We start from the raw sequence: 15,376 nt of genomic DNA, 5'->3' as shown, positions 1-15,376 counted from the left end.
AGCAGCAAAAGGGACACACCAACGATGGCAAAAATCTTCTGCGTTGCGAACCAGAAGGGCGGCGTCGGCAAGACGACCACCGCAGTCAATCTGGCCGCGAGCCTGGCAGCGCAGGGACAGCGAGTCCTTCTCATCGATCTGGACCCGCAGGGCAACGCCACGATGGGCAGCGGTATCGACAAGGCTGAATGTACCAACACGGTCTACGAGGTGCTCGTGGACAACGTGTCGGTGGCCGATACGCGCGTGCGGCCCGAGGGGGTCGACTACGACGTGTTGCCCGCGAACCGTGAACTCGCGGGCGCCGAGGTGGAACTCGTCACCATGCAGAATCGCGAGCGTCAGTTGAAGACGGCACTCGCGGGAGTCGAGGGCGAATACGATTTCGTACTGATCGATTGCCCGCCGGCTTTGTCGCTGTTGACCCTCAATGGACTGTGCGCAGCTCACGGCGTCGTGATTCCGATGCAGTGCGAATACTTCGCGCTCGAAGGTCTGTCCGATCTCGTCAATACGATCAAGCAGGTCCACGCGAACCTGAATCGCGATCTCAAGGTGATCGGTTTGCTGCGCGTGATGTTCGATCCGCGCATCACGTTGCAACAACAAGTCTCGGATCAATTGAAAGAGCATTTCGGCGACAAGGTCTTCGACGCGGTGATTCCCCGCAACGTGCGATTGGCCGAGGCGCCCAGTTACGGCCTGCCGGGTGTTGTGTTCGACAGGGCGTCGCGTGGCGCGCAGGCGTACGTGCAGTTCGGCGTAGAAATGATTGAGCGGGTGCGCGCGCTGAACGACGCACCCCAGGCATCCTAAGCGGATCGAGGAAGCACGATGAACGCAGTAGCAAGAAAGAAGGGATTGGGCCGCGGTCTGGAGGCGTTGCTCGGCGGCTCGGCGGATATCACCGAGGCCGCTGTCATCGACGGCGCGCCGCACGTGCTGCCGCTCGGCAAGATGCAGGCGGGCAAATATCAGCCGCGCACGCGCATGGACGAGGGCGCGCTGCAGGAGCTCGCAGCGAGCATCCGCGCGCAAGGGCTGATGCAGCCGATTCTCGTGCGTCCGATCGCTGCGGATCGCTACGAGATCATCGCGGGTGAGCGCCGTTTCCGCGCGGCGCGCCTCGCGGGCCTCGACGAGGTGCCGGTGCTTGTGAAGGACGTGCCTGATCAGGCCGCCGCGGCGATGGCGCTGATCGAAAACATTCAGCGCGAGGATCTGAACCCGCTCGAAGAGGCACAGGGCATCCAGCGCCTGCTCGACGAGTTTAATTTCACCCACGAGCAGGCAGCGGAATCGGTGGGCCGGTCGCGTAGCGCGGTGTCGAACCTGCTGCGTCTGCTGAACCTCGCGACGCCGGTGCAGACGATGCTGCTCGCCGGCGATCTGGACATGGGCCACGCTCGCGCGCTGCTCGCCGTCGATGCCGCGACGCAGATCACGCTAGCCAACCAGGTCGTCAATAAACGACTGTCCGTACGCGAGACCGAAAAGCTGGTCGCGATGACGACGAAAGTGACGCCGACGCTCAAGGCACGCGCGAATCCTGATGGCGGCCGTGACACGCGACGACTGGAAGAAGAACTGTCGGACCTGCTCTCGGCGACGGTGAAAATCAAGCTTGGCCGACGTGGTCGCGGCCAGGTGCTGGTGGACTTCGGCGATCTGGATGCGTTGGAAGGCATTCTGGTTCGCTTGCGCGGGAACGCGAACGTCTGAGCGGAGATCGGTGCTCAGAAGGGCAGATGGGTACGGCTGGCGGCCTTTGCACGAGTGGCGCCGCGAGCCGGTTTACCGCAGTGCTCGAAACCATCGCGGATTCCTAAATAATCGACGAAAAATAGTCAGGAATCCTAGCTTGAAGCGGCCGATATCGGCCCAGTAATCATCCTTACGGGGCACTATCACAGCGCCCCTGATCATTATCGAAAATCGCGGTTTTGATGATCCAGGTCAATCAAATAAGCAGGCGCACTACGCCTTAAAAAAAGTGGCGTTTGTTGCGTTTTCGAGACGTCTGTCGCAACGTTGAAACGACCTTTCAATGAGCTTCGCGCCATGCTTCTAGCCACACGCGTTTTGCCGCCCCCCGCCCGCCTTACATTTGACGTGTTAGGCGTGGTTAGCATACGTTTTACCGCATGGTGGCGGCACGTTTCACGCCGTTATAGGCTGGCCTAAAGTCTTGAATTGCCTGCAACTATCGCTTACAATCGCCCCGATTTAATTGCACGGCAACCCCGTAAGCGCTGCGTAAATTCGCGGGCTGAACGAGACTTTCGGAACATTGCGATGGCGGTTAAAACGTCGAATCTGTCGCCGGAGAATGGTGGCGACAGACACCGCGCTGCACGCTCCGCTCCCGATACGTCCGCCAGTCGGCAGTTCGATTCAGCCGAAGCGTGGGATGACGCGCAGGAAGATAACAATATCGTTCCGCTCACGCGGGCCGAGGCGGAAAAGCTGTTTGGTCCCGGCGTGGGTCGTCCATCGCGCGTGACGCCGTTCAGGGTCGTCGCAGCGCAAATGGTTTTGTCCCTGGTTGCTACGCTATTGTGGTGGCTGTTCTACAAGCCGCCGGGCGCTGCTGCGCTGTCAGCGTTCCTGGGGGGAGCAATCTGCTGGGTGCCGGGCGCGTTGTTCGCGGCACGACTGAGAAAGCAGGGCGGCGCCGAGACCGTGATGAGTTGGATGGTCGGCGAAGCACTCAAGATGGGGACAACGATTGCGATGTTTGTCGCAATCGCCTTCTGGTATCACGACGTACGCTGGATTCCGCTGCTCGTGACCTACCTCATCGCGCTGAAGACTTACTGGATCGCCTTGGCGTGGCGCTAAGGTAGCAGCACAAAAAATAGCAGCAAAAAGAATTTATGGCCGGCGCGTGGCGCCGGCACGGTGTGCGGATGAGACAGGGCCCGCACCCGGCGCGTTCCCGCAATAGAGTATTTCGGCGGGAGCGGCCTCAAACGATTTTCGACAATTTGGGTGGCTTTAACGATATGGCAGCTAGCGAAGGCACGCGCGCAATGGATCCGTCCGAGTACATCGCGCACCACTTGCAGAACTTTTCCACCGCGCACCAGACGTCGATTTTCGACATCCATGTGTGGAATCTCGACACCCTTTTCTGGTCGATCGTGTGCGGTCTCGTCACGATCTTCGTGCTGCATCTGGCAGCCCGCAAGGCAACGTCCGGCGTGCCGGGCCGTTTCCAGTGCGCAATCGAAATGCTCGTCGAAATGGTCGAGGATCAATCGAAGGCGATGATCCACGGCTCGCGCACCTTTATCGCGCCGCTCGCGCTGACCGTGTTCGTCTGGGTCGCGCTGATGAACTCCCTCGACTTCGTTCCCGTCGACCTGCCGGGCCGCGTCATCGGCTGGCTGGGTCTTTCCGAAGTCATTCCGCACCACCGCCTCGTGCCGACCGCCGACCTGAACGGCACGATCGGCATCGCGCTCGGCGTGTTCGTGCTGATGATTTACTACAACTTCAAGATCAAGGGCGCTGGCGGCTTCGTGCATGAGCTGCTGTCCGCTCCGTTCGGCGCGCATCCGCTGCTGTGGATCCCGAACCTTGCACTGAACATCATCGAGTTCGTCGCGAAGACGGTCTCGCTCGGCATGCGGCTGTTCGGCAACATGTACGCGGGCGAACTGTTGTTCCTGCTGATTGCCCTGCTCGGCAGTCTCTGGAGCTTCGGTGCGGACACGACGGTGCTTGGCTTCATCGGCCACGTGGTCGCCGGCACAGTGTGGTCAATCTTCCACATCCTGATCGTTCTGCTGCAGGCGTTCATTTTCATGATGCTGACGCTGGTGTACATCGGCCAGGCACACGACACGCACTGACCTGCGCAGTCGACAAAAGAATCGTAGTTTTTTAAATCCCAGTTCCAACCAGTTCTAAAAGACTTTTCACAAAGGAGTGATCATGCAAGCTTTCATCGCCAACATCCAGGGTCTGACCGCCATCGGTATCGGCATCATCATCGGCCTGGGTGCTATCGGCGCCTGTATCGGTATCGGTCTGATGGGCGGCAAGTACATCGAAGCATGTGCCCGTCAACCGGAACTGATGAACCCGCTGCAAACCAAGATGTTCCTGCTGGCTGGTCTGATCGATGCGGCGTTCCTGATTGGCGTTGGTGTGGCAATGCTGTTTGCGTTCGCGAACCCGCTGCTCTCGAAGCTGGCAGGCTGAGGTTCCTCGGAGGTTTGCGCCTGAGCTATAACAGGTAAAGGCGCAGGGCGGAACGGGTACTGGGGCGCTGATCGAGCAGATTCGATGAGCGCCTTGCCGTTTCACTTTCCGAACTAGCAACGTTTAAGGAAACACCGTGAATCTCAACGCAACCCTGTTTGCGCAAATGGTCGTGTTCCTGATCCTCGCGTGGTTCACGATGAAATTCGTGTGGCCGCCGCTGATCAACGCCATCGACGAGCGCGCGAAGAAAATCGCCGACGGTCTGTCCGCCGCGGAAAAGGGCAAGCAGGAACTCGAAGCCGCTCACAAGCGTGTCGACCAGGAACTGGCCCAGGCTCGCAACGACGGCCAGCAACGCATCGCCGACGCTGAAAAGCGCGCTGTCGCAGTCGCCGACGAAATCAAGGCACAGGCACAGGCGGAAGCCGCCCGCATCATCGCGCAGGCGAAGGCCGACGCGGATCAGCAAGTCGTGAAGGCGCGCGAAACGCTGCGCGGTGAAGTCGCTGCACTCGCTGTGAAGGGCGCTGAACAGATCCTGAAGCGCGAAGTCGACCAGGCAGCTCACGCTGACCTGCTGAATCAACTGAAAGCCGAGCTCTGATCATGGCCGAACTTGCAACCATCGCCCGTCCGTACGCGGAAGCGCTGTTTGGCGTGGCCGAAGCTGGTGACATCGCCGCCTGGTCCACGCTCGTGCAGGAGCTGGCACAGGTTGCGCGTCTGCCCGAAGTGCTGTCGATCGCCTCGAACCCGAAAGTGAGCCGCACCCAGGTTAGCGATCTGCTGCTGGCTGCGGTCCAGTCGCCGCTCAAGGACAACGCGCAAGCGAAGAATCTGGTGCAAATGCTGGTGGACAACCATCGTCTGCAATTGCTGCCGGAAATCGCCTCGCAGTTCGAAGAGTTGAAGAACGCCCGCGAAGGGGCGGCAGATGTGCTGATCGTCAGCGCATACCCGCTCGAAGGTGCGCAGTTGAACGAACTCGTCGCAAGCCTCGAACGCAAGTTCAAGCGCAAGCTGAAGCCGACGGTCGAAGTCGATCAATCGCTGATCGGCGGCGTACGCGTGACGGTCGGCGACGAAGTGCTCGATACCTCGGTCCGCGCGCGGCTCGCCAGCATGCAAACGGCCCTGACGGCCTGAAGCGCCTCGCGCTTTAGCGGCTGGCACGCAACAGAATTGACTATCAGGAGCGAATAATGCAACTCAATCCCTCTGAGATCAGCGAGCTGATCAAGAGCCGGATCCAGGGCCTTGACGCGAGCGCAGACGTTCGCAACCAGGGCACCGTGATCTCCGTGACCGACGGTATCGTGCGTATCCACGGCCTGTCGGAAGTGATGCAGGGCGAAATGCTCGAATTCCCGGGCAACACCTTCGGTCTCGCACTGAACCTCGAGCGCGATTCGGTCGGCGCCGTGATTCTGGGTGAGTACGAACACATTTCGGAAGGCGACATCGTCAAGACGACGGGCCGCATTCTCGAAGTGCCGGTAGGCCCGGAACTGCTCGGCCGCGTGGTCGACACACTGGGCAACCCGATCGACGGCAAGGGCCCGGTCAACGCGAAGCATACCGATGCAATCGAAAAGATTGCTCCGGGCGTGATCTGGCGTAAGTCGGTTTCGGAACCGGTCCAGACCGGTTTGAAGTCGATCGACGCGATGGTGCCGATCGGCCGTGGCCAGCGTGAGCTGATCATCGGCGACCGCCAGTGCGGCAAGACCGCAGTCGCAGTCGACGCGATCATCAACCAGAAGGGCAAGAACCTCGTCTGTATCTATGTCGCGATCGGCCAGAAGGCTTCGTCGATCATGAACGTGGTGCGCAAGCTGGAAGAAACCGGCGCGCTGGAATACACGATCGTCGTGTCCGCTTCGGCTTCGGATTCGGCTGCGATGCAGTACCTCGCACCCTACGCCGGCTGCACGATGGGTGAATACTTCCGCGACCGCGGCCAGGACGCACTGATCGTTTATGACGACTTGACCAAGCAGGCTTGGGCATATCGTCAGATCTCGCTGCTGCTGCGTCGTCCGCCGGGTCGTGAAGCTTACCCGGGTGACGTGTTCTATCTGCACTCGCGTCTGCTCGAGCGTGCTGCTCGCGTCTCGGAAGAGTACGTCGAGAAGTTCACCAACGGTGAAGTGAAGGGCAAGAGCGGTTCGCTGACGGCACTGCCGGTCATCGAAACGCAGGCAGGCGACGTGACCGCATTCGTTCCGACGAACGTGATCTCGATTACCGACGGCCAGATCTTCCTGGAAACCGACCTCTTCAACGCAGGTATCCGCCCGGCAATTAACGCTGGCGTGTCGGTGTCGCGTGTCGGTGGCGCGGCTCAGACGAAGGTCGTGAAGAAGCTGTCGGGCGGTATCCGTACCGACCTCGCGCAGTACCGTGAGCTCGCTGCGTTCGCGCAGTTCGCATCGGACCTCGACGAAGCGACCCGCAAGCAGCTCGAGCGCGGCCGCCGCGTGACGGAACTGCTGAAGCAGCCGCAGTATCAACCGCTGCAGGTGTGGGAACTGGCTGTGTCGCTGTTCGCGGCGAACAACGGCTATCTCGACGACCTCGAAGTTGCTCAAGTCCTGCCGTTTGAGAAGGGCCTGCGCGACCACCTGAAGGCGAGCCATGCTGACCTGGTCAAGCGCATCGAAGATACCAAGGAACTCTCGAAGGACGACGAAGGCCTGCTGCACACGGCCATCAAAGACTTCAAGAAGTCCGGCGCTTATTGATCCGCGAGTGATCCGCAAGGCATAAACGGACCTAGAAGCGGCGCGGGCCGCATGCGAATGCTCCCGCGCTGCTTCGACCGCTTTGCATGGGACCCGAGTAAGCGCTGAAGCGCTAACTCGGGCCGACAAAGGAGCAAGCAATGGCTGGAATGAAGGAAATTCGCGGCAAGATCAAGAGCGTGCAAAACACGCGCAAGATCACGAAAGCGATGGAGATGGTGGCCGCATCGAAGATGCGCCGCGCTCAGGAGCGCATGCGCGCTGCTCGCCCGTATGCCGACAAGGTCCGCGATATCGCTGCGCACATGAGCCGTGCGAACCCCGAGTATCGTCATCCGTTCATGGTGACGAACGAAGGCGCGAAGGCGGCCGGTTTCATCCTCGTTACGACCGATAAAGGTCTGTGCGGCGGGATGAACACGAACGTGCTGCGCGCGTCGCTGCAGAAGTTCAAGGAACTGGAAGGCCAGGGCAAGACGATCGAGGCAACCGCGATCGGCAGCAAGGGTCTGGGCTTTCTGAACCGTCTGCATGCGAAGGTCGTGTCGAATGTCGTGCAGCTGGGCGATACGCCGCATCTGGAAAAACTGATCGGCGCCGTCAAGGTGCAACTCGACCTATACTCGGAAGGGAAGGTCTCGGCGGTGTACCTCGCGTACACGCGCTTCATCAACACGATGAAGCAGGAGCCGGTGATCGAGCAGCTGCTGCCGTTGTCGGCGGACCAGTTCGAGCGCAAGGAAGAAGACGGTACGACGCCGAGCACGCAGTGGGACTACATCTACGAGCCGGACGCGCAGGCCGTGGTGGACGAACTGCTGGTGCGTTATGTCGAAGCGCTGGTCTATCAGGCCGTCGCGGAAAACATGGGATCGGAACAATCGGCCCGTATGGTCGCGATGAAGGCCGCTTCGGACAACGCGAAGACGGTCATCAACGATCTGCAGCTCAAATACAACAAGAGCCGTCAGGCCGCGATCACGAAAGAACTGTCGGAAATCGTCGGTGGAGCGGCGGCTGTCTGACCCCGGTCAGGCAGATCGTCTCGTGTGCGCCCGGCGGCGCACCCATCGGAGAAACTGCGCCTTTGCGCGAGTGAAGAATTGAGTATCTAAAGGAAAAGCGATGAGTACTACTGCTTTGGTAGAAGGCAAGATCGTACAGTGCATCGGCGCGGTGATCGACGTGGAATTTCCGCGTGAAACCATGCCGAAGATTTACGACGCGCTCATTCTCGAAGGTTCGGAGCTGACGCTCGAAGTCCAGCAGCAGCTGGGCGACGGCGTGGTCCGTACCATCTGTCTGGGAGCTTCGGACGGTCTGCGCCGCGGCACGATCGTGAAGAACACGGGTAAGCCGATCAGCGTGCCGGTCGGCAAGCCGACCCTCGGCCGCATCATGGACGTGCTGGGCCGTCCGATCGACGAAGCTGGCCCGATCTCGAGCGAAACCACGCGCGCGATCCACCAGAAGGCTCCGGCGTTCGACGAACTGTCGCCGTCGACCGAGCTGCTCGAAACCGGCATCAAGGTTATCGACCTGATCTGCCCGTTCGCTAAGGGCGGCAAGGTGGGTCTGTTCGGTGGCGCCGGCGTGGGCAAGACCGTGAACATGATGGAACTGATCAACAACATCGCGAAGGAACACGGCGGTTATTCCGTGTTCGCCGGTGTGGGCGAGCGTACCCGCGAAGGGAACGACTTCTATCATGAAATGAAGGACTCGAACGTTCTCGACAAGGTCGCGCTGGTGTACGGCCAGATGAACGAGCCGCCGGGCAACCGTCTGCGCGTCGCGCTGACCGGCCTGACGATGGCCGAGCACTTCCGTGACGAAGGCCTCGACGTGCTGTTCTTCGTCGACAACATCTACCGTTTCACGCTGGCCGGTACCGAAGTGTCGGCACTGCTCGGCCGTATGCCGTCGGCAGTGGGCTATCAGCCGACGCTGGCTGAAGAAATGGGTAAGCTGCAAGAGCGTATTACGTCGACCAAGACCGGCTCGATCACGTCGGTGCAGGCCGTGTACGTCCCTGCGGACGACTTGACCGACCCGTCGCCGGCTACGACCTTCGGCCACCTGGATGCAACCGTCGTGTTGTCGCGTGACATCGCTTCGCTCGGTATCTACCCGGCAGTGGACCCGCTCGATTCGACCTCGCGTCAGATCGATCCGCACGTGATCGGCGAAGAGCACTACTCGATCACGCGTGGCGTGCAGCAGACGCTGCAGCGCTACAAGGAACTGCGCGACATCATCGCGATTCTGGGCATGGACGAACTCGCGCCGGAAGACAAGCTCGCGGTCGCGCGTGCTCGTAAGATCCAGCGTTTCCTGTCGCAGCCGTTCCACGTCGCTGAAGTGTTTACGGGTTCGCCGGGCAAGTACGTGCCGCTGAAGGAAACGATCCGTGGCTTCAAGATGATCGTCGAAGGCGAGTGCGACCACCTGCCGGAACAGGCGTTCTACATGGTCGGCACGATCGACGAAGCCTTCGAAAAGGCCAAGAAGATCCAGTAAAGGTCGGGTGTAACGAAGCGGGCGCGGGTCTCGCGCGTGTCGGTACGGTTGATGTATCGACACGCAAAGCCGGCGCCTGTCCTTAACGCTCAACCCGCCTTGTATGGGACGGGAGTAAGCGCAAAAGCGCCAGCTCTCGTCGACAGGAGTCGACACATATGGCAACCATTAAAGTAGACGTCGTCAGCGCCGAAGAGGAAATCTTTTCGGGCCAGGCGAAGTTCGTCGCGCTGCCAGGCGAAGCGGGTGAACTCGGCATTCTGCCGGGCCACACGCCGCTCATCACGCGGATCCGTCCGGGTGCGGTGCGCATCGAAGTTGAAAACGGCGAAGAAGAGTTCGTGTTCGTCGCCGGCGGCATCCTCGAAGTCCAGCCGGGCGCAGTGACGGTTCTCGCCGACACCGCGATTCGCGGCAAGGATCTCGACGAAGCCAAGGCCGAAGCCGCACGCAAGCGTGCAGAAGAGGCGCTGCAGAACACGGGCTCGAACCTCGAGTACGCGACCGCACAGGCGGAACTCGCATACGCGACGGCTCAGCTCGCGGCAATCCAGCGTCTGCGCAAGCTGCGCGGCCAGCACTAAAGCAGTTCGTAGCAGAAGAAAGCAGCCCGCGCGGCTGCTTTTTTTTGATGTTCAGTTGACGTTTACGTAAAGGGCGACAAGTTCCACGGGGTTTGAGAAGAGGCCGTGGCGCGCCGCGCTCCGCTCGATGCGCTGCGGGTAAGACTTGATGCCGGGCGGATTCGCGCCGGTGCACAATCGATTTCAAATTCATTTCAATGAAGCGCGCTCGCGCTCACGGAGACAACACCATGGCAACGCATAGCTCGGGCGAAGGTGCACTCATCGAACCCGCGGACGGACTGTCGTATGTGCGCGGGTCGACTGAAAATCCGTTGAGCGAAGCAACCGTCGGCGAGTTCCTGTGCGACACCGTCGCACGCTTTCCCGACCGGCCGGCGGTGGTGTTTCGCGAGCAGGGCATCCGTTGGACCTGGAGCGAATTCGCGCAGGAGGTGGATGTGCTCGCCGCCGGGCTGCTTGCGCTCGGTATCACGAAGGGCGATCGCGTCGGCATCTGGTCGCCCAATCGTGTCGAGTGGCTGCTGACGCAGTTCGCCACCGCGCGTATCGGTGCGATTCTCGTCAACATCAATCCGGCCTACCGGCTTGCGGAGCTCGAATACGCGCTGAACAAATCCGGTTGCAAGGCGATCATCAGTGCCGAGCGCTTCAAGACGTCGATGTACCTTGAAATGCTTCAGGAGCTCGCCCCCGAACTGGCCGTGCAGGCGCCCGGCGAGTTGCGTGCCGCGCGGCTGCCGGAGCTACGGTACGTGATTCGCATGTGCGACACGGAAACGCCGGGCATGCTGAGCTTTTCCGACGTGATCGAGCGCGGGCGCGCGTCGTTCGATGCCGCCCGGCTCGATGCGATCGGCGCTACGCTGTCGTGCCGGGAGCCGATCAACATCCAGTTCACGAGCGGCACGACGGGCAATCCCAAGGGCGCGACGCTGACACACCGCAACGTGGTGAACAACGCGCGCTACATCGCGATGGCGATGCGGCTCAGCGAGCAGGACGGCCTGTGCATTCCAGTGCCGCTCTACCACTGTTTCGGGATGGTGCTGGCGGTGCTCGCGTGCGTGTCGGTCGGCGCGAACATGGTGTTTCCCGGTGAGGGCTTTGATCCGGCGGCGACGCTCTCGGCGACCGCGGAGGAAAAATGCACCGCGCTGCACGGCGTGCCGACGATGTTCATCGCTGAACTCGACCATCCGAGCTTCGCCTCGTACGACCTCTCCCGCCTGCGCACCGGCATCATGGCGGGCTCGCCGTGCCCGATCGAGACGATGAAGAAGGTCGTCTCGAAAATGCACCTGAACGAGATCACGATCGCCTATGGCATGACCGAGACGAGTCCGGTGTCGTTCCAGAGTTCGACGACCGATCCGCTCGACAAGCGCACGACGACCGTCGGCCGCATCCAGCCGCATCTCGAGGTGAAAATCGTCGATCCGCTCGGCAATATCGTGCCAATTGGCGAAACGGGCGAGTTGTGCACACGCGGCTACTCGGTGATGCTCGGCTATTGGGACGACGACGCGAAGACGCGCGAGAGCATCGTCGATGGCTGGATGCACACGGGCGATCTGGCGACGCTCGATGCCGAGGGCTACTGCAACATCGTCGGGCGCTTGAAGGACATGCTGATTCGCGGCGGCGAGAACATCTATCCGCGCGAGATCGAGGAGTTTCTGTTTCGCCATCCAAAAATCCAGAGCGCGCAGGTGTTCGGCGTGCCCGATTCCCGATACGGCGAGGAAGTATGCGCGTGGATCGTGCTGCGAGCGGGCGAACAGGCGACGGTCGAAGAGATTCAGCAGTTCTGTCAGGGACAGATCGCTCACTACAAGGTGCCGCGATATATCCGCTTCGTCGACGAACTACCGATGACCGTGACCGGGAAAGTGCAGAAATTTGTGATGCGAGAACGGATGATCGGCGAATTGAAGCTCAACGAAGACAAGACGGCATGATGTGCCGCGGCATATCGCGCAGCCCATAAGAGCAAAAATGGAGGGAGAGTAACAGGCGTTGCGCGACGATTAATTCGTCGCGCAAACGTTTGAGCAGACGAAAAAAAAGCGGGCCTGGAGCCCGCTAAAAACCACACGCTACGGGGTTAGCGCGAGGAGACCAAAGATGGGACGGTTATCACGACGACCCTGCGTCGACTACGGCCCCAGCAGGGATGCCCCTTCACAGGGCTTCGGCTGGCGCCGACCGGCAAGTGCATGGTATCCGCTCACACTACGCACCCAGCCACATCCGTGTTGAAACCGTTGAGGGCATTGTGGGCGAATTAACCTACGAAGGCGGTAACAAAGTGTTTCAGGTTGTAACGCCCGCCAGATAAGGCGCTGCGGGATTTATTTCTAAAATAAAACTATCAAGAAGCAATTATTACCGATGACTGCGACGCAATTTCATACGCATGATTGATGCCATTCGCGACGCATATCGCGGTGCAAATTAGGGTGCGCATTCGGCATGAAATGGTTGCATGTGCACCATTCGAGCAGCGCATCCCCGTTGTTACAAGAGTTGCGACCCTGCCCCGAAATACGTCGCAAGTTGGAGAAAGCCGGCGGTCGAATGTCGCAAGCCACGCGCCGAATCATCCCCTATAAAAAGGGGCGAATGATCCATCCATAAATCCGATCAGATCAGGGTTTCGAGCCGACGACGTCGCCCTTGGTTACATCATCTTGTCGGCTCGGCATAAAAGCGTCCGGGTTGCGCAGGCCGCCCATGCCTTGTCGCAACAAACCGCCACGGTCAGCCTGCAGTGCGGCAGTGCCCCTATTTCAGCCACTTATCCGAAATGGCCTGATACTCGCCGGTCGCTCGCGCGAGATGCAGCCACTGATCGACGTACTGCTGGAACGCGACGTCGCCGCGGGGCAGCAGCCATGCCTTTTCGCCATACTGGAACGGCTTGTCCGGATGCACCGAGCACAGGCCCGGATTCAGCTTCTGTTGCAGCAGGGTCTCCGACGCGTCCGTCACCATCACGTCGGCCTTGCCTGCAAGAATCTGCTTGAAGATCGTCACGTTGTCCGGATAAACGGTCACGTTCGCATGGGGGAAATATTGCTTCGCGAATTTCTCGTTGGTGCCGCCCGGGTTGACGATCACTCGCGTGGACGGTTGATCGATCTGCGCGACCGTCTGATATTTGTTGACGTCGTCGCAGCGGACGATCGGCGTCTTGCCGTCGATCATGTAAGCCTGCGTGAAGAACGCGTGCTTCTGGCGCTCGAGCGTTGGCGACACGCCGCCAATGCCGATGTCGCACTTCGCGACGAAGTCGTTCATCAGGTTCGACCACGACGTCTTGACGATTTCGACCTTCACGCCGAGCGACTTCGCGAGCGACTCCGCCATGTCGATATCGATGCCCTCGAACTGACCATCGCTCCTCAAGAACGAGTACGGCTTGTAGTCGCCGGTCGTGCAGGCGCGCAGCGTGCCCCGGCTGATGATGTCGTCGAGCCTGGACGGCGCGGCCGCGGCGTTTTGCGCGCTGGCCACGCCGACATGCATCAGGACGCCGGCGAGCGCGCCGAGCATTGCGAGTGCTGCCTTCTTCATCAAGTCTCCTTGTGGTGTGTTATTGGTTGGTAAGGCTGTCGGATAGTAGCTTGACAGCGCCGGCTTGAACATCCGCCGTTCAGCCAGGGCGAACCGGGTAGCGCGAGACAGCCCACCGCGCCTGGCGGGTTGCCGGTTTTCCAGGGGCGGGCTAGCGGCTCCCCATCCGCTTCGCGAGACGCGTCGTCGCCACAATGATTACCCCGCCACACGCGATGTCCTGAGCCGCGTCCGGTAAAATGCTCGCTTGTCCTCCGCTCTCCAGTCGCACGCAACGTGGCCCATCAACTCCTGAACGACACTTTCCTGCGCGCGCTGCTGCGCCAGCCGACCGACTACACGCCAATCTGGCTGATGCGTCAGGCGGGCCGCTATCTGCCGGAATACAACGCCACGCGCGGCCGCGCGGGCAGTTTCCTCGGCCTCGCGAAGAACCCGGCTTTCGCGACGGAAGTCACGTTGCAGCCGCTCGATCGCTATCCGCTCGACGCCGCGATCCTGTTTTCCGACATCCTGACCGTGCCCGACGCGATGGGCCTCGGTCTCGAGTTCGTCAACGGCGAGGGTCCGAAGTTTGCGCGTCCGGTGCGCACTGAAGACGACGTCGCGCGCCTGGCGGTGCCCGACATCGACGCGACACTGCGCTACGTGACCGACGCCGTGCGTGAAATCCGCTCGGCGCTGAAGGACGCGCAAGGCCGCCAGCGCGTGCCCCTGATCGGCTTCTCAGGCAGTCCGTGGACGCTCGCGTGCTACATGGTCGAAGGCGGCGGCTCGGCCGACTTCCGCACGGTCAAATCGATGCTGTATGCGCGTCCTGATCTGCTGCAGCGGATTCTCGAGATCAACGCGCGCTCGGTCGCCGCCTACCTGAACGCGCAAATCGAAGCCGGCGCGCAAGCCGTAATGATTTTCGACACGTGGGGCGGAGCGCTTGCCGACGGCGTCTATCAGCGCTTTTCGCTGCGCTACATCGAGCAGGTGGTCAGTCAGCTCAAACGCGAGCACGACGGCGAAAAAGTGCCTGTGATCGCCTTCACGAAGGGCGGCGGCCTGTGGCTCGACGAAATCGCGGCAAGCGGCGTCGACGCCGTGGGCCTCGACTGGACCGTGAATCTGGGTAAGGCGCGCGAACGTGTCGGCGCGAAGGTGGCGCTTCAGGGCAACATCGATCCGTCCGTACTGTTTGCGCCGCCCGCCGCGATTCGCATGGAAGCGCGCGCGGTGCTCGACAGCTTCGGCAATCATCCGGGGCACGTTTTCAATCTCGGTCACGGCATTTCACAGTTCACACCGCCAGAGCATGTCGCCGAACTGGTCGATGAAGTGCATCGCCACAGTCGCGCTATTCGAAGCGGCGCGCATACCCCTGTGTGACGTTGTAATCGTTACCGTTTTTTGTTGCGCTGCAGCGAATTGGGCTCTCGGCCTAAGGACGAAGGTTCCCCGCAGAGGCCGTCAGATGGCGGTCTTGTGATTGTCAAGGCTTGACTTATGCACATTCCCCACGCTGCGGCGCGGTAGAGGCTTTAATCGTGCCCCGACCCTTGCAAAGACTGGGCGCATTTGATCTAAGCCTTGTCCGACAAGGGTTTGCGAGGAGCCCGGTGAAATGTGCGAAAGCCCACACAAGGCCGTCGCGACGCCGTTTGCAGCCCGTTGGAGCGAAGTTCTCAACAAAGTTATCCACAGGCCCACGAACCGAGTGCAATTCTTCAGCCGAATCCAAAACTTAGC

14 protein-coding genes are annotated in these 15,376 nt (G+C 60.7%); 13 read left to right on the top strand and 1 reads right to left on the bottom strand.

The features are described from left to right. Positions 1–24 precede the first annotated feature (24 nt). From CI15_RS05820 to CI15_RS05765, 12 genes are all read left to right on the top strand, one after another. Entirely contained in the window at positions 25–816 is a 792-nt protein-coding gene (locus CI15_RS05820; protein WP_062125167.1) for a ParA family protein, read from the top strand. Positions 817–834: 18 nt separating this feature from the next. Next, positions 835–1,722, top strand: a complete 888-nt coding sequence (locus tag CI15_RS05815) for a ParB/RepB/Spo0J family partition protein (RefSeq protein ID WP_062125165.1) — start codon at positions 835–837, stop codon at positions 1,720–1,722. Between the two features lie 573 nt (positions 1,723–2,295). Continuing rightward, on the top strand, positions 2,296–2,841 hold the full coding sequence (locus CI15_RS05810) for an ATP synthase subunit I (RefSeq protein WP_062125163.1): 546 nt from the start codon (positions 2,296–2,298) through the stop codon (positions 2,839–2,841). Positions 2,842–3,005: 164 nt separating this feature from the next. Then, complete coding sequence (atpB, locus tag CI15_RS05805; protein ID WP_062125162.1) at positions 3,006–3,857, top strand: F0F1 ATP synthase subunit A; 852 nt, start codon at positions 3,006–3,008, stop codon at positions 3,855–3,857. 82 nt (positions 3,858–3,939) lie between these two features. Further along, positions 3,940–4,209 carry a F0F1 ATP synthase subunit C gene (gene atpE / locus CI15_RS05800; protein WP_007180033.1) on the top strand — a complete coding sequence of 90 codons (270 nt, stop codon included), beginning with the start codon at positions 3,940–3,942 and terminating at the stop codon, positions 4,207–4,209. 136 nt (positions 4,210–4,345) lie between these two features. Next, on the top strand, positions 4,346–4,816 hold the full coding sequence (locus CI15_RS05795) for a F0F1 ATP synthase subunit B (RefSeq protein ID WP_062125160.1): 471 nt from the start codon (positions 4,346–4,348) through the stop codon (positions 4,814–4,816). 2 nt (positions 4,817–4,818) lie between these two features. Next, positions 4,819–5,358: a F0F1 ATP synthase subunit delta gene (locus tag CI15_RS05790; RefSeq protein WP_062125158.1), complete on the top strand. Its 540-nt coding sequence runs from the start codon at positions 4,819–4,821 to the stop codon at positions 5,356–5,358. Between the two features lie 56 nt (positions 5,359–5,414). Further along, complete coding sequence (gene atpA / locus CI15_RS05785) at positions 5,415–6,956, top strand: F0F1 ATP synthase subunit alpha (protein WP_062125156.1); 1,542 nt, start codon at positions 5,415–5,417, stop codon at positions 6,954–6,956. Positions 6,957–7,096: 140 nt separating this feature from the next. Further along, positions 7,097–7,981, top strand: coding sequence for a F0F1 ATP synthase subunit gamma (gene atpG, locus CI15_RS05780; protein ID WP_062125154.1), 885 nt, complete (start codon positions 7,097–7,099; stop codon positions 7,979–7,981). Positions 7,982–8,081: 100 nt separating this feature from the next. Further along, complete coding sequence (gene atpD, locus CI15_RS05775) at positions 8,082–9,476, top strand: F0F1 ATP synthase subunit beta (RefSeq protein WP_062125152.1); 1,395 nt, start codon at positions 8,082–8,084, stop codon at positions 9,474–9,476. Positions 9,477–9,634: 158 nt separating this feature from the next. Further along, positions 9,635–10,060 carry a F0F1 ATP synthase subunit epsilon gene (locus CI15_RS05770; protein ID WP_062125150.1) on the top strand — a complete coding sequence of 142 codons (426 nt, stop codon included), beginning with the start codon at positions 9,635–9,637 and terminating at the stop codon, positions 10,058–10,060. Positions 10,061–10,290: 230 nt separating this feature from the next. Next, complete coding sequence (locus CI15_RS05765) at positions 10,291–12,021, top strand: AMP-binding protein (RefSeq protein WP_062125148.1); 1,731 nt, start codon at positions 10,291–10,293, stop codon at positions 12,019–12,021. A gap of 826 nt (positions 12,022–12,847) precedes the next feature. Here CI15_RS05765 and CI15_RS05760 read toward each other — a convergent pair. Continuing rightward, entirely contained in the window at positions 12,848–13,639 is a 792-nt protein-coding gene (locus tag CI15_RS05760; RefSeq protein WP_062125147.1) for a transporter substrate-binding domain-containing protein, read from the bottom strand. A 276-nt stretch (positions 13,640–13,915) separates the two neighbouring features. Here CI15_RS05760 and hemE point away from each other — a divergent pair, with 276 nt between their 5' ends. After that, a complete protein-coding gene (gene hemE, locus CI15_RS05755; protein WP_062125145.1) occupies positions 13,916–15,016 on the top strand; it encodes a uroporphyrinogen decarboxylase in 1,101 nt (366 codons plus the stop codon). The last annotated feature ends 360 nt before the right edge of the window (positions 15,017–15,376 follow it).

The organism is Paraburkholderia monticola, from assembly GCF_001580545.1.
Taxonomy (GTDB): domain Bacteria; phylum Pseudomonadota; class Gammaproteobacteria; order Burkholderiales; family Burkholderiaceae; genus Paraburkholderia; species Paraburkholderia monticola.
Note: the sequence above shows the minus strand (reverse complement) of the source record. Positions and strands in the feature narration are given on the sequence as shown.